The organism is Rudaea sp. 3F27F6 (assembly GCF_005503555.1).
Classification (GTDB): Bacteria; Pseudomonadota; Gammaproteobacteria; order Xanthomonadales; family Rhodanobacteraceae; genus Rudaea.
Map to the genome: position 1 here is coordinate 1,015,250 of NZ_SCNG01000002.1, position 20,123 is coordinate 1,035,372.

The 20,123-nt window shown below is 61.0% G+C and carries 11 protein-coding genes; 1 reads left to right on the forward strand and 10 read right to left on the reverse strand.

The features are described 5' to 3' along the window. Nucleotides 1–22: 22 nt before the first annotated feature. The 4 genes from FFS30_RS12265 to FFS30_RS12280 form a co-directional block, all read right to left on the reverse strand. Entirely contained in the window at nucleotides 23–691 is a 669-nt protein-coding gene (locus FFS30_RS12265) for a cytochrome b/b6 domain-containing protein (RefSeq protein WP_137913413.1), read from the reverse strand. A 9-nt stretch (nucleotides 692–700) separates the two neighbouring features. Further along, a complete protein-coding gene (locus FFS30_RS12270) occupies nucleotides 701–1,579 on the reverse strand; it encodes an N-acyl homoserine lactonase family protein (RefSeq protein WP_137913414.1) in 879 nt (292 codons plus the stop codon). A 122-nt stretch (nucleotides 1,580–1,701) separates the two neighbouring features. After that, nucleotides 1,702–2,301, reverse strand: a complete 600-nt coding sequence (locus FFS30_RS12275) for a short chain dehydrogenase (RefSeq protein ID WP_137913415.1) — start codon at nucleotides 2,299–2,301, stop codon at nucleotides 1,702–1,704. 52 nt (nucleotides 2,302–2,353) lie between these two features. Continuing rightward, complete coding sequence (locus tag FFS30_RS12280; protein ID WP_137913416.1) at nucleotides 2,354–2,758, reverse strand: carboxymuconolactone decarboxylase family protein; 405 nt, start codon at nucleotides 2,756–2,758, stop codon at nucleotides 2,354–2,356. Nucleotides 2,759–2,870: 112 nt separating this feature from the next. On the opposite strand from FFS30_RS12280, the gene FFS30_RS12285 reads away from it, so the two are divergent. Continuing rightward, complete coding sequence (locus tag FFS30_RS12285) at nucleotides 2,871–3,809, forward strand: LysR family transcriptional regulator (RefSeq protein WP_137913417.1); 939 nt, start codon at nucleotides 2,871–2,873, stop codon at nucleotides 3,807–3,809. Between the two features lie 637 nt (nucleotides 3,810–4,446). Here the strand turns inward: FFS30_RS12285 and FFS30_RS12295 are convergent. The 6 genes from FFS30_RS12295 to FFS30_RS12320 form a co-directional block, all read right to left on the reverse strand. Further along, nucleotides 4,447–5,076: a hypothetical protein gene (locus tag FFS30_RS12295; protein ID WP_137913418.1), complete on the reverse strand. Its 630-nt coding sequence runs from the start codon at nucleotides 5,074–5,076 to the stop codon at nucleotides 4,447–4,449. Continuing rightward, nucleotides 5,077–13,515, reverse strand: a complete 8,439-nt coding sequence (locus FFS30_RS12300; protein WP_137913419.1) for an RHS repeat-associated core domain-containing protein — start codon at nucleotides 13,513–13,515, stop codon at nucleotides 5,077–5,079. It abuts the gene before it with no gap. A 189-nt stretch (nucleotides 13,516–13,704) separates the two neighbouring features. Continuing rightward, nucleotides 13,705–14,085 (reverse strand): hypothetical protein, encoded by a 381-nt coding sequence (locus FFS30_RS12305; RefSeq protein WP_137913420.1) that lies wholly within the window; start codon nucleotides 14,083–14,085, stop codon nucleotides 13,705–13,707. A gap of 442 nt (nucleotides 14,086–14,527) precedes the next feature. Further along, nucleotides 14,528–16,078 (reverse strand): UDP-N-acetylmuramoyl-L-alanine--D-glutamate ligase, encoded by a 1,551-nt coding sequence (gene murD / locus FFS30_RS12310; protein WP_137913421.1) that lies wholly within the window; start codon nucleotides 16,076–16,078, stop codon nucleotides 14,528–14,530. Continuing rightward, the gene (gene murL, locus FFS30_RS12315) at nucleotides 16,065–17,480 is read right to left on the reverse strand and encodes a UDP-N-acetyl-alpha-D-muramoyl-L-alanyl-L-glutamate epimerase (RefSeq protein ID WP_137913422.1); all 1,416 of its coding nucleotides are present in this window, start codon (nucleotides 17,478–17,480) and stop codon (nucleotides 16,065–16,067) included. The genes murD and murL overlap by 14 nt, the downstream gene beginning before the upstream one ends. Further along, a complete protein-coding gene (locus tag FFS30_RS12320; protein WP_137913573.1) occupies nucleotides 17,477–20,071 on the reverse strand; it encodes a bifunctional aspartate kinase/diaminopimelate decarboxylase in 2,595 nt (864 codons plus the stop codon). The genes murL and FFS30_RS12320 overlap by 4 nt, the downstream gene beginning before the upstream one ends. Between the last annotated feature and the right edge of the window lie 52 nt (nucleotides 20,072–20,123).

Sequence of the window (20,123 nt, forward strand, 5' to 3'; positions counted from 1 at the left end):
AACTTCGGCCGCCGCGGCTTTTTCAGTTGCCGGCGCGGCTCAACATGACGATCGCCGCGGCGACGATCACGAACAACGCCAATGCCAGCCAGCCACTGACGAAGCGCAGTGGCACGGGGCCGTCCGCGCGCTTGCGCCCGGTTATCATCGGCACGATCAGGTTGTCCCGCTTGAGCGCCCAGTGCAGCAGCACCGCGGCGACGTGCAGAGTGATCAGCACGAGCAAAGCGGTCTCGCCGAGATGGTGCAGGCGCGTGGCGAGTTTGACCGTCGCATTCGACACCGCACCGACGAACGGCCCGTCCTCGTCGATGCCATCGCTCGCGAACAGCCCGCTGACCGCCTGCACGAGCACGCACAACAACATCACCACCACCGACCAGCCGCCGAGCGGATTGTGGCCGACCTGCGCCGGCGGATTCGCCGACACGCTCGCCTTGAGATAACGCACGACCGCCGCCGGGCCGCGCACGAATTCGCCGAAGCGGCTCGTCTGCGAACCGGCGAATCCCCACAGCACGCGGAACACGATCAGCGCGAGCGTCGCATAGCCGAAGCGGTAATGCCATTCCATCGTCAGGAAGCCGAACTCGGCCGTGGCGAACTGCAATGCGATCAGCACGACAAGAGCCCAGTGAAACAGGCGCGTCGGCAAATCCCACACACGCATCGAACGTTTTTCCGTGGTCATGGGCGATGCTCAGTTCAGATAGGCGGGAAACTTGGGCAGCGCGGCGAAGTCGGCGGGATCGCCCTGGGCGACGACGCGGGCCTTCTGATTGGCGGCGATTTTCTCGATGCGTTCCATCGACGCGAGCGTATCGGCGCGGCTGACGTTGATCGCCGGTACGCGCCGCTGGCCGCGGCTCTCGCGCAGCGGATAGAGACCGCCCGTGAGCAGGACCGCGCCCGACTTTTTCAGGCGCAGAAGCAACACCTGATGTCCCGGCGTATGTCCCGGCGCCTTGAGAATGATCACGCGGCCGTCGCCGAATACGTCGATGTCGCCGTCGATATGCTTGACGTCGGCCGAATCGACGCCGGAGAACAGCGCAGGATCGACGCGCAGCGGCGACGGATCCGACTTGGCCCAGGCCAGCTCCTTGTCGTTGACGATCCAGGTCGAGGTCTTGGCGAACAGATTCGCGTTGCCGACATGGTCTTCATGCAGATGCGAGAACGCGATGACGCGGATGTCCTTCGGCGCGAGGCCGAGCGCGTTGAGCTGGGATACCAGGGTGACCGTCACCTGCTCGTGCACCAAGCCGTCGAGCAGGTCGACGCCCTGCGGTGACTGCGCGATGCGGTCGCCGAGCCCGGTGTCCCAAAGCATCCAGCCGGCTGGGTGGCGGATCAGATAACACGGCGCGACGATGCGGCCGGGACGGCCGTCGTACTCGCCCGTATCGGAAAACATGCCGAGGCTTTTGAAATCGAGATGGCCGCAGTCGAGCGCGTAGAGCCTGACGTCGTCGTCCGGCGCGGCCGCGGCCGGCTTGGCCGCCGGCGGCGCGGCGGCAGCGAAGGCCGAAAACAGAATCAGCGATGCCGCCAGCAGGCAGCTCTTCCAGCTCGACATGGAACTCTCCGGATCGTGGTCGCCGCGCGTCGGGCGCGGCCATTGTGCAAAGGCGCTATTGCGACCACAAGCCGGAAGCGAGAGTTCACGCCCGCGCGCCGGCCGGCACGCGGACGCCGCCGTCACCAGACGTTGTAGACCCGCCCGGTCTGTGCACCTTCGACGCTGCGGCTGTAGGCCAGGGCCACGCGCTGCGCGGGCGCCGACTCGAAGCCGCGGAAATACGGCCCGTAGGTCGGCAATGATTCGGTCAGCACGGTCGGGCTGATCGCATTGATGCGCAGGCCGCGCGGCAGTTCGATCGCCGCGGCGCGGACGAAACCTTCGATCGCGGCGTTGACCGCGCTCGCGTTGGCGCCTTCGCGGATCGGTTCCGCGCCGACGATGCCGCTGGTCAGGGTGAACGAACCGCCGTCGTTGAGGTACGGCTGCGCGGCGAGCACGACCTTGACCTGCCCCATCAGCTTGTCGTCGAGACCGACCTGGAACTGCTCCGGCGTCATCTCGGCAAGCGGGCCGAAATGCACCACGCCGGTCGTGGTGACGACCGCATCGACCTTGCCGACTTCGGCGAACAGCCTGCGGATGCTCGCGCTGTCGAGCACGTCGACACGATGCGCGCCGCGTGATTTGCCGACTTCGATCACCTCGTGCCGTGGCGCGAGTTCGGCGACAACCGCCTTGCCTATGGCGCCGCCGGCGCCGATAACCAGAACTTTCATGGAGTGCTCCTTGATCGAACGAAATGTTTTGCGCCGGGCCGCCGCGTTTATCCTACGCGGCCTTGGCGACGAATACCTCGGCGGCCACGCCGAGCGCGTTGTTGACCGCGGCGCCGCCGGCGTAGAACAGCGTCTGCAGGATCGTCTCGACGATCTGCTCGCGCGTCGCGCCGGCGACCACGGCCGCCTCGATATGCGCGCGCAACTGCGGCAACGCATAGCCTAGGGTGACGCAGCTCGCGATGACGACGAGTTCGCGCGTCGCCAGGTCGAGGCCGGGCCGGTCGAGAACGCCCGCGAAGGCCCACTCCATCGTCATGGTCAGAAAATCCGGGCAAAGTTCTTCGCGCGACTCGGCGAGCTGCGCGCCGCTGTGCTCGCCGTGCAGGCGTTTGAACAAGGCCAGTCCGCGTGCGTAGGCTTCGGTGTCTCTGGGCAGAATGCGATCGTTAGTCATGGTGGTTTCCCGTAATCCGCCCCGATGGGCGACCGGCATAGTCTGAAGTCGCGGCAGCCGCCGATAAACGGCGCTATAGTTCGATTATTCCGAACCCATGGTTTTTAATTCTATGGATCGCCTTACCAGCATGACGGTATTCGCGCGCGTTGCCGAGCTCGGCAACTTCACTGCGGTCGCCGATGAATTCGAGATTTCCGCGACGATGGTCGGCAAGCATGTCAGAGCACTCGAAACGCGCCTCGGCGCGCGTCTGATCCATCGCACGACACGGCGCCAGCAATTGACCGACGTCGGCAGACTCTATTACGACCGCTGCAAGGCCGTGCTCGAAGAAGCCGCCGCGGCCGACGCTTCGATCGACAGCCTGCGCGGCGTGCCGCGCGGCGTGCTGCGCATCACCGCGTCGACGACCTACGGCTCGCGCAAGATCGCGCCGGCGCTCACGGAGTTCCTGCGTCTGTATCCCGAGGTGCAGGCCGAGCTCGTGCTCAACGACCGCATCGCCGACCTGATCGAAGAAGGCTTCGATGCAGCGATCCGCATCGGCAAGCTCGACGACTCCGGCCTCGTCGCCCGCCCGCTCGCGCCGTACCGCATGCTGATCTGCGCAGCGCCGAGTTATCTCGCGGCACACCCGGCGCCGCGGCGCCCGCAGGATCTGGATCGACATGCCTGCCTCGCCTACTGGTCGCAGCAAGGCTTCTGGCGCCTGGTCGGCCGCGACGGCCGCGAACACAGAGTGCGCGCCGACAGCCGTCTGCGCACGAACAACGGTGAAGCGTTACGTCAGGCCGCGCTCGCCGGCTTCGGCATCGTCCTGCAGCCGCAAGTGCTGCTCGAAGACGACGTGCGCGCCGGCCGCCTCGTGCCGCTGATGCAGAACTACCAAGTAAGGTCCGCGCCGGTGCACCTGGTCTATCTGCCCGACCGGCGACCGACGCCGAAGCTGCAGTGCTTTATCGATTTCATCGTGGCGCGGTTCGAGAAGCCGGAGCCGCTGCCTTTATCGCCACGTCCGTCTAATGGCAGGCGAGCCAGATTGATTTAAAGCGAAGATTCTTCTCTCAATGTGAATAGCCACCATATCAAGTTTTAGCGATGTCACCTAAATGAAAATCTCATCTGCGATGTAATCCCAATGGCAAATGGAGGGAAAGGTTCCTGATCGCCTGTGATGTCGGCAATCGCTCGGCCGGAAGTTTCCGCTTCTGACTGCTACTAAATCGGGTACAGAGCTCAGACCCAACCCAAGATCAGCATCGCCGCCGGTACCAAGAACGGCCGCGACCGTGAGGTCTCGGTGTTCGATCTCACCGCCGCCCTCAACGTGCCTCGGACAGTGCACGCTGTCGCGCAACAACTGGGAGGTTTCCTCATCCTCCGCACCGAAGGCGGTTCGCCGAGCAATCCGCAAAAAAGGTGTCTCCGCAGCCTGGCGCGAGTGGCAGAAACTACAGGTCCGGGCGCTGTGCTATCGCGCACTACCAGCATCGCGCCTATCTGGCGTAAGGATTTCCACATCGTGAAACACTGGCCGCGCCAAGCAAGGACTTGAAGCACGACAACAGTGGCGGCCATTGGGTCAAAATGGTCTATCTTCGCGGCATGGACGCTGCTGAGCTCAGCCAGCCGCTCAAGGCATAAGCCCAGCGCGAAGCCAGGCCTGTGCGTCAGGCGTGCTCATTTTAGCGCTCGACCGATTCAGCCTCTTCAGTTGAACGACCGTAGTTTTCTATTAATCCCTTGCGCCACTCTGGCACTAACTGATCAAAGGGATACAAAGGCGAACGACCACCCTCGACCAAATCCTCAATTGGTCTTGCCATCAGCCGCCCCAAGGCTGACTCAAACTTCATTACGTAATCGAAACTGCGCACCCCAACGACAGCAACTTCATTACCCTTTTCACAATAAATACACCAATCCCCCACATCCGATACCACAATGTATCGCCCCATCTGATAAAGCCAACCATCAGCAGGTCCGCTGCCCTGTAGGCTTTCCATATATTGTCGCCCAGTAGTTTGTTCATCCGCGAAGATCGCCGCCCTTTCCACAAGACCAACTTCGCTTACAGCATCAAGGTTTATAAAGCCCACCACATGGGCCTGCTCGTAGTGCAAGAAAGCGCCAGCAACGTCGATAAATTCCGAATGAAAGATACGATCAGACTCGCAAAAGAAGAAGCCCTCCCATTTCCCAACGAACACTCTCTCTGGTAGCTGCCGACGATAGTCTATGGCCCGCACAGCATTCTCAAAAGCTCGGCGTCGAAGAGCATCTTCTTGACCTGCCAATTTTGCCTGCATCACCACTTACTGCCCTCCGAGCGAAAACTTAGCGGAAGCTCCGTTGGGCCCGAAATATTGGGCCCCTGCCTCACCAGTGCTTGATCGCATGTAGATAGTGTAGGTGGATGTGCCGTTACCCAGAATCGTATAGGTCCCATTCGCGTTGGTGCCTTGGCCAGTGACGCTATAGCCATTCGAAGTTAGGTTCGACTGAAACTGGCTTGCGGTGACGTTCGTCCGTACGTTCAAATATCTGCTTCCAGCAGATGTAATCGAGGTGTCGTATGTAGACGACGGAGCCTCCGTATTGTTTGTACCGCCTCGAACTATCTGATCCGTTTGATTTCGCATCGGCGCGAGTAGTTCGTCTGTCTTTTGCTGCTGCTCTTGCTGAATGATCTCCATTTGGTCATTCGGATTATTCACACCGCGCCCGCTCGTTGTCTCGGGTGGTCGGTATTTCGGGTTATCTCTTTGCACCTCCTCGGTATGGCGAGCGACGTCCCTTGCAGCTACGTTCTCGGAACCAATCTCCGGAATAGATTTTACGCGCCCTGTAGCATCCCGCTCTTCCGGTCGCACCGTTTCTTCCGTCCGCGCTGGCTCGGCTCCTTGAGCGAGCTGCTTACCAGCAACACTCTTACTCAGCGAACCTGTATCTGACACCTTCCCGCTGTTCGGGGTGGATGTCGCCCCGAGAGACGTCATCGAATCTTTACCGCTCTTACTCTGCTGCCTCGCTGCACTCAACGCGGACACGGAATCCTTGCCACTAACCATGCCGCAGGCCATAAGTGACTGGAAACAGAGTGACCTCGTGTCAGATCTAGTGGTGTAGCCAGTCGGATCGACACCACTGAGAGGATTGTTGCCGACGTAGCTATAAGGATTTAACGACTGTGAATTTTGTGGATTCGCGATAATCGGATCGACATTGAGGAAGCGGCCCAGGCTGTAGTCATACACCCGCCCGCCCATATGAATCAGTTGCACGTCATCCGCGTGATCGTGCTTGGTGAATCCATGGATCGTCTTGTCCAGACTGAGCCCACCTAGGAACCGGTCGCTCATATCGCCGTTGCGCACCTTGCCAAACGCGTCGTACCACCGAGTCGTCGGCGCATTCGCATCGATCACGCTGATCGTCGAGCCTAGGCGGTCTCTCAGCACGACGCTGACGTTGTCCACTCCCCCCGTTCGGGTCACGATCACCGGCCCGAGCTCGTACACTTGCGTCGCGCCGCTGCCCGTGCCGATCTGTTCGTACCCATTCGGGCCGAAGTAGCGCAATCCTCGGCTCGATACCTCCGAGGTCATTGCACCGGTCGTCGAGTACGTCCAGCTCATCGTACCGCCGCCGCGGTTGATGCTGCGCGGATGATTATCGGCATCGTATGTGGCGCTGATCGCGCCGCCAATCACATTTCCGTTCGCATCGCAGATGTAGCTCTGCCCGTTCGCCGAGATTGCCGCATGCGGGCCGCAGCCGTTGCTTCTCCCGTTCACAGGAGGATAGCTATAGCCGCCTGTGCCATTGTCGTTCTTGCTTGTGATGTTGCCGTTAGGCGAATACGCGTAGTTCACCGGCGCGCCGACCGCACGCGTAGCGATCTTCAAGCGCTGTAGCGAGTCATAGGTATAGTTCTCTGTGTTGGTACTGCCGCCGGCGTTGCGCTGCTGTGTATTGAGGTTGCCGAAACTGTCGTATGTGTAGACCACCTGATCGTTGACGCTGCCACTCCAACTCAGCGTTTGTGTCTGGCCCGTCGCCGTATAGTCGCTATGACTGCCCGTGATCACACCCGGATACTGTTCACTGGTCACATGTCCCCAAGCGTTTTGGGACTGCATAGTCCAGTACACATAGCTGGTCCCTGCATTGCTCAGCGCGTCGAGCTGACCGTAGGCCGTATAGCTGCGCTTTACCGCCAGAGTGTTGCCACCCGTCGGCAGCGCGGGATAGGTCTGAGTGTCTACTCTTCCCACGTTATCGTAAGACGTCGAACTGCTTAGGTTCAGGGTCGAGCCCGATTCATTGATCGTCGTCGCGATCGCGATCGGACGCACGGCCGGGTCGTAGGCGTAGCTCTCACTCCACGTTACCGGGTTAGAACCTGGCGTGCCGCTGCCGCGACGCCGCGTCACCCCGCCGAGCTGACCAACACCATTGAGCGGATCGTAGCTCCAAGCGTCGAACAGGTTTTCCGCAGCGAGGCCGTTCACCGTAGTCGGCGACACTTGCTGGCGTTGCGTCATGCGACCCAGTGCATCGCGGCCGGTCACTGTTGTCACTACACCGCGTGCATCGGTCTGACTTGTCAGTTCACCGAGCGCGTTATAACTGAAATTCCATGTTCCCTGATCGGGGTCCGCGCTCTGCAAGCGGTGGCCCAAGGCATTGTAGGTGGCTTGCGTCACATTGCCTTCGACGTCCTGGATCGCCGCGGCGTGGCCCAAGGCATCGGTCCAGTAGCTCGTGATTTTGCCGTTCGAAAAGGTCGTATTGCCGTTCGCGTCGATCGTCTGCATCAACTGACCGAGCACGTTTGAACTTCGACTCATTTTGATGGTGGTGTTCGACGCACCGCCCGAGCAGAAACCGCTGGCCGCGATATTCGTCTGTCGGCCCACGTAGGAATAGGTCGTATCCATCGTGCCGCCGCCGCATGCAGCCGGCGCAGACTTGGCCGTGACGCGACTCAGTGCGTCGTAACCAAATTCAGTGTAGCTCGGGCTATCCATGCCGACGTAGTACGGCGTGGACTGCCTCCATGTGCGGCCGTTTTCGTCAAACCAGGTCCGCGTCGCACTGAATGCATATTGCAAGGTACTACCCGATGTGCCGCTAAATCCGGCCTGTGCTTGTTTGACCGTGCGGCCAAGCAGATCGTACCACGCCACCTTGGTTGGATAACCTTGCTGTGCGGTCAGTGTGCGGTAAATTGAGTACGCATCGTTAGAATCACTGCCTTGGCCTCCGCAACCACCCACGCAGTTGGTGTAGGCAATATTGATCGGCGGTTCGATGTCGGAACCCGTGGACGTGCGGTGGGTAACCTGTACGGCTCGACCAAACGCATCATAAGTCGTACCGGTGCTGACGTAATTGGCGTCGGTTGCCTTCGTCACCCGTCCATCGCGCGCCTGGACGACAGTGGTAACGGTCTGCCCCAAGCCATTCGTCGTCGTCGCAACGAAATAGCCATCAGCACTGTAGCCGTAGTTCATCGTCCTCGATGGAGCGATGCTCGGACCCGTGACCTGTACTTGAGAAGGCAAACCATAATTCGGCGACGGATAGGAATAACCTGTCGTCGATTCCTGGTTCGCATCGCCAATCACCGACTGTGGCTGTATCGTTTTCGATTGCGGCGAACGGTCGGGATTCCATGCATACTTCGTGTCGAGAGTCTGTGTGGGCGGGGCCGCGACGCCGATGGGGACGCTACGCGCGTAACTGATCGAGGTCTGTACTCGCGTCTCGTCGGGCAGATCGATTGTCCAATTAGCGGCATTCGGAGTGTAGGTATTCGTGGTCGATACCGTATGGCTCGCCATGAACTGGCCGCCAGCGGCATCGTCGCCACGGGTCACCGTTTGCGCAAGCAGATTGCCATAGATATCCCACTGACTGTTTGACGTCGTGCTGTGACCCGACTGCGCACCAGTAGCGAGATCATAGTCTTTGCTTGTCTGGGAAGTCGCCACCGGGCGCTGTACGGTGACAGCTGTCGGTATCGTCAGCGGAGAAGTACTCGAGTCGCTTTGCGGACACGAGGCAAGACCGCCACTCGACTGGATGCACAAGTATGCGGAGCTCTCGGCATGAATCGTACGCGAGCCATTTGCCGGCACCGTACGGGTGGTCACCTGCTCGATCTTGCCGACGAGTGGAAATTTCTGCTTGAACGTCGTCGTAGTGACTAGCCGCTGCGATGCGTCACTCGCAGCGTTCTCTACGCTGATCGTGCGGAAACCCTGGAACCCACGGCCCAGGTGGTTGTACATCGCCTCGCTGTAACCATACACCGCGCTGCGTGCGCCAGCGACGCCGCCAAGACCGTTGCTTTGCGTCATCGCACTGACTACCGGCATGCTGCTCGCGAAATAGTAGTGCCGATCATCGGCATAGCCACCGTCACCGTTCGTCAGCGGATTCTTGATTGTGTAAAGCGGAATCCCGTCTTGCACGATCGGCTGCCCCAATGGCAAATAGCTCCATTGCGCCGAATCACCAAGACCGCTTGTCGCCTGGGACAATAAGCTCGGCAGGCCTGTGGTAACCGATGCAACCGAGGAAAGCGGAGAGACCGTAGAGCTCAAGCCAGTGCCGACGTTCTGATTGATGAAGATCGGATAGTCCGACTTCAAGCTCGCTGCGCTAATCACGGTTGGATTGGTGTCGGTCGGCGAAGCGTAGGTCGAAAGCGTGGAGGGACCGTAGCCGGCTACGTCCACCACCAGGCAGTCGTCCCAACTGATTGAACGATTCGCCAGCTCCAGAACGAACGGTCCGTACTGGCAACCCAGCCGCGTGACGACGTCCTGCAGACCGTCACCGAACACATCCAAATTGCTAGGCGGAGAGCTCGGCTTGGACAGGGTCGACACGATTGGAGTTTCGGACAGATCCGCCCGGATGTGCGTCGCGTCCGTTTGCACGAACTTCACCGCTGCAAGGTGATAAGCACTGGTATCGGCGAACCCGACGTCAGGGTGGTCGGTATCGGAACCGTACATCGGAAAAATGACGTTACGTCCCCATTTGCTGAAACCACCATTCGGGTCTGCGCCAGGCATGAGATAGGTTCCCGTACCCGGCTCCTGCGGGCAGGCGTAAGCGGGACAAATCGGCGAAGTCGGATCCGGCGGCGGCCCAGTCGTGGTATTCGTCGTCCGGCATTCACCGTCCGAGGTCAATGGCAACGCATAGAACACGCACATCTTCAGCGCAAAGCCTTGCTGCGCCGAAACCACAAGAATTTCCGGCTTTCCGTCCGCATCGATGTCTGCCAGAGGCAGGCGGTTGAGGTACTTGAAATAGTAACGATAGCGATTGGTCGGATCGGTCGGATTGTTATAGATATCCTGCCCGGCGCCACTGCCCAAGCCGGTTGTCGTGATGACAGGCCCCAATCCTGCGGTACCGCCTTGATTTAGGCGGACCTCCCAAACTCGGCGGTTCGGGCGCGATATGACGAAATCTTCGAGGCCATCACCATTGACGTCCATCCAATGAACGGCATAGCCTGTCGATCGCGCGCACTCGTCTCTACTACCACTGTCGTTATCGGCAATGCTGACGAGACCAATGTCCGTGCAGCTCTTAGACGACTTGATACTCACAGTGCCGTTGTTGATCGACTGGATCAGAAGCAATCTACTGAACGCAGCCGAACCGTTGCCATCACCGGCCGGATAAGTATTTCCAATGAAGATATCCGGAATGCCATCCCCGTCGAAATCGGCGATATGGTCGATTCTCTCTTCCAACATCCAATAGCTTTGCGCTGTCGTAACGCGACGCAAGCAGGTCAATTGGATGCCTGCGGAGAATGTGGGCGGATGCGCGGCATCCATGCGGCCCGTCTGAGGATTCACCTGAGTTTTGTTCAGATATACAAACACCGCCTTTGTCGGCATTCCAGCGGCATCGTTGCCACAATTATTCGGTTCCACCGATCCGGGCTGCTCCACAATGATATCGAGCTTGCCGTCGCCATTGATATCTACTGCGTGCACGGCGCCGTTCACTCCACCGGGCTTTCCGGGCACAGGCACACCTGCGGGAATATTGGTGACGAGAGTCTGGAGAGGCTGGCTCCCCGCGGTGGCAATGACACCCCTCCCGAGGCTCCACATGGCTAGGCGAATGTTTGGCGGATCGGAACTCGTCAACGGAAAAAGGATGGCTTCGGAACGTCCATCGCCCCCGAAATCGCCATAACAATCCTGCCCGTCTTGGTTGAAGCACAGCAGCCCGGTGACATCAACAGCGCTGCGCACCTGTCGATCGGGTGTCAGCTGGATCAGATAGTCTTTGCTGCTCGAATCGTTGCCAACATGCAGAGCGACCTCGGACGAACCGTCACCGTCCATGTCTCCGGCCGATTGGATGCGATAATCCATATCGCCCGCATTGGGATCGGCTGCCGTCTGAGCTGCTTTCGCCATCCCTTTGGCGACCAGCGCTTTCATAGCGTCCGGAGCCACCAAAGCTTGCGCGATCGGCGTCGTCGGAATATTCAGGCCCACGAGAGAAGTGAGGTGAAAGTCCGGCTTTACGTTGCCCGCATCTCTTTCCGTCGAGCCGAATTGCGTTTCCGGGTGACAAACGGTGCCATTCGCATCGACAGCGCATTCTTTCAAGCTCATCAACATCAGACGCTGGCTGTAAGACGACACGGTGTATGTCGGCGTGTAGGTGCGCACCGATGTCGCATCAATCATAACCGTGATCGACTGCAGCGCCTGCGTCTGCATCGTCAAACCGCTCGACAGATAACTTGAGCTGATGTCGTTCACTCCGCTTGCCGCGCTCGTACGAGGCTGATAGGCGAAATTAACCGAACGATTGCCCTTATTCGTGCCGTAGCCGGTGTATTCGGCCTTGCTAAGCAGTACCTCACCGTTGCCCTTGTCGACATAGGTATAGAACTGATTGTTGCCGACTCGATCCTCGATTTTTTCCACCAACCAGCTCAACGCTGCAGGTGCGCCTGAAGGTTTCACACGTGAGGCGGCGGTTGAAATGGAACAAGATGATCCGCTCGTCACGCCGCCGTAGTGCAGGATACGACCATCCTTCTGCTCCACACGAAAGCATGCGGCATCCCAGTTGCCAATATCGCCCCCCACTTGCGTGATACGCGTATAGCTGTCGACCTCGGTGCGATACTCCGCGCCGTTCAAGCCGTAGTTGCTCCCAGCCACTCTCACGAGCCGCTGACCATCCAAACACAGGCGATCCGTGGCCGCATATGCCACGCCGACCGTCATACCATCCTGCTCAGGAGTCTGTGGGCAGCGATGGATCGAACTCAACCCCGATATTGTCCAGCCTATGCCCATCACACCATTGCCGCCGCGGCTGTTGTAGACGAGCGCCAACTCAGGCTGCATACCGGCGCGCCCCGGCGGTACAACGATCGGAATGTGGTACTGCGCCGCCCCGCCGTCGGTGCTGGCCTGGCCAGCCATCGTGCCCACCGTAGCGTCATGAGTAACTGCATCGTTTATCGGTGTCGCCGATGGAGGCATGGAGAGAGAGACCACAGGAGGAGCGATCGCCACCATCCTTGTAACCGTTGGTGCTGGGTTGTAATTGTTCGATCCGGCCTGGTCCGCCGACACGCTACAACTTCCTGCCCCCTGCACAGCGACCGTTGAAGCCCCGCTCATGGTGCAGATCGAAGAGGGACCGGCGCTAAACGAAACCGGCAGTCCGGAGCTTGCACTCGCACTCACATTGAATATCTTGCCAGGACCATAGATTTGCGACGTAGGCTGGCTGAACGTGATTGTCTGGGCGGCACGGTTGATGACTACCGCCCCCGTCACAGTGGCGGCTTTCGCATAAACACTCGATCCGGCTTGATCAGCAGAAACGGTGCACGTACCGGCGCCGACGATGAGTACGGTGGATGGACCAGTCAGGACGCAGGTTTGGGCGGGGCTTACGCTGAACGTCACAGGCAAACCGGAACTGGCGCTCGCGCTCAGCGAGAAGGTAGTGCTAGGCGCATAGACTTGCGCTGCGGGTGGATTGAACGTGATCGTCTGAGGCAGATATATCGCAAAATTATCGTTGCTGACCGCCGAATCCCCGAGCACGCTGAGCGTAATCGGGCCGGAGCCCGCGGGGGCATTGCCTGGCACGATAACGGTCAACTGCATGTTGCCGTTCGCTAACTGAGTGACCGTTGCTGCCGGCACTGCCGGGATTCCGGTAAAGGCGATCTGATTCTCGGACGCAACGAAGCTGAAATCCGAACCGGTAATGGTCACTATCGTGCTGCCGGCAGTGCCAACGAGCGGGCTGATCGAAATAATGGATGGACCGTCGTCGTCCATCAGCAGGATCAGGGCTGCTGCTCGCGTGGCCCCGGGATTGGCCGTACTCGAGGCTGGCGGAGTTGCGTACGGAACTGAAACCGCTACGGGAGGAGAGCCGTAAATTCCCTGGCCATACAGCGCCGTCGACCAGACGGGGACAGGCAGTACAGCAACCGGTTCAGGTGGAGGAGCTAAAGAGTCTCGGAAAATCAGAGGCGGGCTATGCACCGTTTCCACGAACGACCGCACGGTAAACGCGCCGTCATGGACATCGGAAAAATCAACGCCCGATGCCGCAGAGGAATCTGTTGTTTGGTTGAAGATTCGGGCAGATACCACCACCCAAACCAAAAGACCGGCCATGGCTACCATCGCCACGCGCCAAACGCCCTTGTGCCGTCCCGTCATGCTTTTTCCCCATCCTGCCTCATCTATTCAAAATGAGGCAACAAATAAGACCCCGTCCGAGCCATCCCCATTCAACATTCATGCGAGTTGCTTTTTCTACACCAACTCGGCATTCGATACCAAATAGGCCAACTCCCACGCATCTGCTAGCCGCTTTATCCAGCGAAGACTAGTTCGATCTACCACTCATCAGGTTCCACCTAAACTCGGGAGTGGGCTAGCAGCGGGAGGAGTGTAGGTTTCACCCGGAATGAAGACAAAATCCACATCTTCACTGTCACCGACCAAGGTGCAAGCGCCTGTCCCACCAACCGTAACTGTCCTTCCGATCAAATTGGCGAAATTGACCAATTGCATGGTCGCCCGGCCGCTCGGCGTAGACAAGTCAACCGCCCATCTTCCACCGGTCGAACAGGAAGGATTGCCGGTAACTGGAGTGACGTAGAACATAAAAAGCTGTTTGGGACTTTTCGCAACCCAAGGGCCGGAAACCCGCCCGGTTGCGCTTCCGCCGGCGAATGCCATCGCGGGTGACAACAACACCAGCACCGCCATTAACATCTTCAACATTTGAGACTCCTCCAAGCCAAATTGTCGAATAATACTTGCAATGTTCGAGCTCCTCACTTAGTCCGAGATAAGACTCATCCGATAATCATATCTTCAACACTCAGATGAATACTTCTCGTTCAATACGCTCGCTTTCACCCCTACCCACACTCAACTGACGCAATCGAAAGCAAAGTCGTTTTTAACAGAGATACTTGACACGTTTCCACACGAGTAAGACCAAACCCGAAATGAACCCGATTAGCACTTAACTTTCATCTCGGCCGAGTATGCTCGAATTTACCCGAAAATTATCGACCGCCCATAATGAAATTCGTGAAATCTTCGCACTCTGCATTCAACGCTTGGCGCGCTAGGCCGTGTGACCAAAAAAATCAATTGCGAGCACTTCCACCGGCCGCGATCGCGACAGACAATCGACAAGCGCGACCGATAGAGGGTCTTAGGCGATGCCGAGACCTTCGATCTGTACGATTGCAGCGGGATCGAAGCCGGCCAGGCGCGCGAATTCGCGGCCGCGCTCGGCGTAGTCGGTGAACTGGTCGAAGCTCGGTGCGCCGGGCGAAAGCAGGATCGTGCCGCCTGCCTCGGTCAGCGTCTGCGCGCGCACGAATGCGTCGGCCAGCATGCGCGTGGATTCGAGCTGGAATCCGGGATGCGCTATGCGGCCGAGCGCTTCCGCGATCGCTTCGCCGTTCGCGCCCATCGTGACAATCGCCCGCGGCGGACGTTCCGCGACGAAGTCGACGAAGGGCCGCCAGTCGACGCCGCGATCGAAACCGCCGACCAGGATCGTCGTCGCGTGGCCGTGCAGGCTGCGCAGGGCCTCGATCGCCGCATAGGGCGTCGTCGAGATGCTGTCGTTGACGTAGTCGATGCCGCCACGCGCACCGAGATGCTGCAGGCGGTGCGGCAGCGCCTTGAACTCGGCGAGATGTTCGCGCAGCCGCCGTGCGTCACGCAGATCGAGCGGCGGTCGTCTCCCTTCGTCCGCCTCGAACTCGCTTGCGGCCTCGACCGCGGCGAGCGCGGCGCAGACATTGAGCGCGTTGTGCTCGCCCGGCAGCGGAATCTCGTCGATTGCGAGAACTCGTTCGTCGCCGCGCCAGATCGCGGCTTCGCGCAGATGCCAGCCTTCGGGGCGATTGAATGCGTAGCGAAAATCGCGTGCCGCGAGCTGCACCAGTTCGGGCTGCGCGGCGTTGACGACGATACGCTGCGCAGCCTGCGCAATGCTCAGTTTGTCCGCTGCGTAGTTTTCGCGCGTCAAATGCCAGTCGAGATGTTCTTCGTAGAGATTGTTGACCACGGCGATCGTCGACGCACCGGCGAAATCGCGGGTCTGGAAGCTCGACAGTTCGATCACCCACCAGTCGGGTTCGCTTTCGACATCGAGCAGTTCGAGCAGGGGCAGGCCGATATTGCCGGCAAGCGCGGTGAGTCTGCCGCTCTTGCGCAGCAGATGCGCGACCAACGATGCGAGCGTGCTCTTGCCCTTGGTGCCGGTGACGCAGATCGTTTTTGCATCGGGACGCTCGGCGAACCAGATCGCACTGGCCGAGGTGAAGCGCACGCCGGCCTGCTGCGCAGAAAGATACGGCTCGCGATAGGGACTGATGCCGGGCGACTTGATCACCACGTCGAAGTGCGACAGCGCAGCGGCATCGGGCGAAGAGGTGATCACCTTGATGCCGGAATCAGCAGGATGTGACGCTTGCGCGTCTTGTGACGAAGAAAGTTTATGCGCGTGGCGTTCGTTCTTCTCCAATTCGGATAAAGAACCGTGCCCGTCAAATCCAGCGCCTAGGCCATGCGCCGCGAGGTTCCCGGCTTCTGCTTCGCTGCAGAACAAGGTGATCGGCTGATCGGGAAAGCGCCGGCGCAGAACGGACAGCGCCGCCCTGCCCTCGCGGCCATAGCCCCAGATGGCGACGCGCTTGCCCGCCAGCGCCGAGAGGCGCGGTCCCGTCGCAGCGTCGTCAGCGATGCGCATTCAGGATGGAGGCGAAACGCTCGGGCAGAAAATGTTCCGCGGCCGACGCGAGCAAGGGCTCGAACGCGAGTTCGCCGCGATCGAGCTGCGGCAGAATCTCCCTGGAGAAGCGCACGACCAGCGCATCCTCGCGCCATTCGGCGCGCTGGGTCAGCGCGTACATCGCCGTGCGCGACTCGCGGCCTTCGCCGACGCACTCGAACGGCTTGTGATCGCGGTACTCGAGCAGTGCGTCGAAACCCGACGCGAGCGCCGTATCGTCTAGCAGGTTGCGGCCGAAGATTTTCAGCAGGCGCGGTTTGGCGACGAACGGCGCAAGCGCGAGGAAAACAAAATGGCATTTCGGGCATTGCCCGCACCAGCGGTCGGACGGATGTTCACCGAGGATGCGGAAGTTGCGGTTGCAGCTCGAAAACACCGCGTCGTACTGCGAATGCCTGGCGAACTCGCGCGCGACGGCCAATTCCGACCACGGACGCAGCAGCGAGAAATAATCGAGATCGGCGGCGATGCGCGCCTGGATCTGCGCGCGCAGGTGGCGCTCGAAATCGAGCGACTTGCTCCACTGATGATTGATCTGGCGGCCGAGGTATTCGAGCGTCGCGCTCGACGCGGAGCGCTCGTTGGAAAACGCGATCGCATCGTAGCCGTAGAGGATCGCCGCGCAGACGAGGATCGCCGAATTGATCGCGGTGACCGGCACATGGCCGTTGTAGGCGCCGCGACGGTTGTACTCGAACAGTTCCGGCGCGATATGGCGCTTGATATTGAGCAGCGGCAGGCCGGTGCGTTCGGCGCAGGCGGCGATCAGCGCGGAGTCGCCGATCCAGACCGCGGTCGCGGGCTCGCCGACGTTTTTGCACAGTTCCACGCCGACCAGCGAGTCCTTGCCGCCACCGATCGGCAGCAGCGTGCGGCGCGGGAGATTCAACTTTTTGCTTTCTCCCGAAACCGAATCGGAGTCGACGGCCCCTAATCTCGCCCGGTGCGCCGTGTCACCTTCTCCGAGCGGGAGCAGCGACGACAAACGCTCGCTCAAATCGAGCTTGTTCTGATAGGCAAACTCGGCGAGACCGTGGAAGTACAGCTCGTGGAGGTACGCGGCCGTGTCCGCATCGAGCGCGCCGGTTTCGACGCGCAGCTCAGGCGGAATGCCGGCCTTGTAGTAGCTAACGCCCGCAGTCAGGTGCAGCAGGCGCAGTGCTTCGTTGAACGCGGCTTCGCGCTCGCGCGGCAACGCGGGCGCATTAGGGAAGACGATGCGCTCGGTCAGCAGTGGGCCGTCGTCGAACGCATAGGCGAGGCTCGCCGTCCCGCTCTGCGCATCGAAATCGCAGGCAACGAAGCGGAAGGCTTTGGCCGCACGCGGATCGGCGAATTTGTCGGCGGTCGGTGCGCTCACAGCACGATCTCCACCGCGCGTCCGCGCAGGTTGTAGTCCGACGACATCGCCGCGCCGTAGGCGCCGGCCTGGGCGATCAGGATCACGTCGCCCTCCTGCGCGGCGGCGAGGCGGCGATTGCTGCCGAGCACGTCGCCCGATTCGCAGATCGGTCCGACGATCTGGACGAGTTCGTTCGCCGGCTCGTCGATGCGCGTCAGGTCGACGATCTCGTGATAGGCCTCGTACAGCGCCGGGCGGATCAGCGTGTGCATGCCCGCATCGACGCCGACGTAACGGAACTCGCCCTTGCGCTTCAACTGGGTCACGCGCGCGAGCAGCACGCCCGCGTCGGCGACGAGGAAGCGACCCGGCTCGCTCCACAGTTCGAATTGCGGATACGCGGCCTTCACTTCGGCCAGATTCGCGGCGACCGCGGCGAGATCGAGCGGCGCTTCGTCGGGGCGCGCCGGCACGCCATAGCCGCCGCCGACGTTGAGCGAGCGCACGGTGCCGATCTTCTCGGCGATGCTCGCAAGCTGGATGTGCACTTCCTTCCAGTGCTTCGCATCGAGGATGCCGGAACCGAGATGCGCGTGCAGGCCGACGATGCGCACGTCGTGCTGGGCGGCCAGGCGGCGGAACTCGTCGAGCTCGTTCAAGGCGAGACCGAATTTCGACGCGGCGCCGCCGGTCTTGACCTTGTCGTGGTGGCCGCGGGCGAAATCGAGATCGATGCGCAGCTCGATTTCGCGTCCGGCGAACAGCTCGCCCCAGTGTTCGAGCGGATGCAGGTTGTCGAGAGTCAGGCGCGCGTTGGCTTCGATGCCCGCGGCATAGTCTTCGCGCGTAGCGAAGTTCGGCGTGTAGAGCAGATCGACCTGCGCACCGACCGCCTCGCGTGCGCGCGCCAGCTCGCCCGGCGAAACGCATTCGAGGCCGAAGCCCTGGGCGGCAATTTCGCGCAGCAGCGCCGGATGCGAATTGGCCTTGATCGCGTAGTACCAGCGGTCGACCGCCTTGATCGTGCCGTGCAGCGCCTGCGCCTGCGCGCGCACGGTGGCGAGATCGTAGACGTAGGCGGGCGTCGCCGTCTGCGCGAGCGCCAGCAGTTCGTCGCGGCGCGTGCGCCACCACGGCGTGGTCTTGGTCTGCGCGGGTTTGTACAGGTCGCCCCAGCTCGGGCCGAACACGGCGGCGTCCTCGACGCGCATCGCCTCGGCCTTGATCAGCAGATCGTGCAGTTGCGGCACGAGGTTGGAGGCGACGCTTTCGTCGACCACGAAGGTCAGATTGAGATTGTTCGACGACTGCGAGATCAGATGCACGCGCAGCGAACCGAATTCGGCGAGCACCGACGAGAACTTGTGCAGCATCGAGCGCATGCCGCGCCCGACCAGGGTGATCGCCGCGCACGGCGAGATCACTTTCACCCGGCACACTTCGGCGAGGTCGGTGCACAGCGCCGAGAGCACGTCGGTGTTGACCAGGTTTTCGGTCGGGTCGAGCGAGACGGTGACGTTGGTTTCAGCCGTGCCGACCAGGTCGATCGACAGGCCGTGGCGCTTGAAGATCTCGAACACGTCGGCGAGAAAGCCGACCTGCTGCCACATGCCGATCGATTCCATCGAGATCAGGGTGATGCCGGTGCGCGAGGAGATCGCTTTCACGCTCGGCAGCGCTTCGGCCACCGCGGCGGAAATCTCGGTGCCGGCGAAGTCGGGATAGTTCGTGTCCTTGATCGCGAGCGGCACTCCGGCCTCGCGCACCGGGTTGATGCAGCGCGGATGCAGCACCTTGGCGCCGGTCGTGGCGATTTCCTGCGCTTCCTCGTAGTCGAGGCGCGACAGCAAGCGCGCGGTCGGCACGCTGCGCGGATTGGCGCTGAACATGCCGGCGACGTCGGTCCAGATCTCGACGATCTCGGCGTCGAGCAAGGCACCGAAGTAGCTCGCCGAGGTGTCGGAACCGCCCCTGCCGAGGATGACGGTTTCGTCGGCCGAATTGCGCGCCATGAAGCCCTGGGTGATAAAGGTCTCGCCGAGTCCCGGCAGTTTCGCGATCAGCGCGGCGTCGCGCGAGGTCGGCACCTGCGCGGAGAGATAGCGTCCCCATGCGCTCTGGTTCGGCAGCGCCTCGCTGAGCAGATGCTCGCGCGCGTCGAGCCAGCGCGTCGTCAGGCCGGACGCGCTGAGATAGGCGGCGCCGAGCGTCGACGACATCATCTCGCCGAGCGCGAGCACTTCGGCCTGCCAGGTCAGCGCGCCTTCGCCGCGGCGCGGATCGGCGAGCAGCGCTTCGAGCTTGCCGAGCCAGGCGTCGAGAGCGCCAGCGTCCTGCAATTCCAGCTCGGCGAACATGGCGCGGTGGCGCGCGACGATGTCGTCGGCGACCGCGCGGCATTTGCCGTGGTCGGCGTGGCCGTCGCAGATCGCCTTGAGCTTGTCGGTCGTGCCCGACAGCGCCGAGACCACGATCAGCACGTGTTTGCCCTGCGCCCGTTTTCCTTTGGCGATTGCCGCGATCTTGTCCCAGCGCGGCCGCGTCGAAACGCTGGTACCGCCGAATTTGAGAACGACCCACTGGGCGCCGGAGACAGGCGCGGCATTCACACTCACGATGATTCCCGTTGTTGGTGGAAGAAGAGCGGAGCTGCGCAGCAAA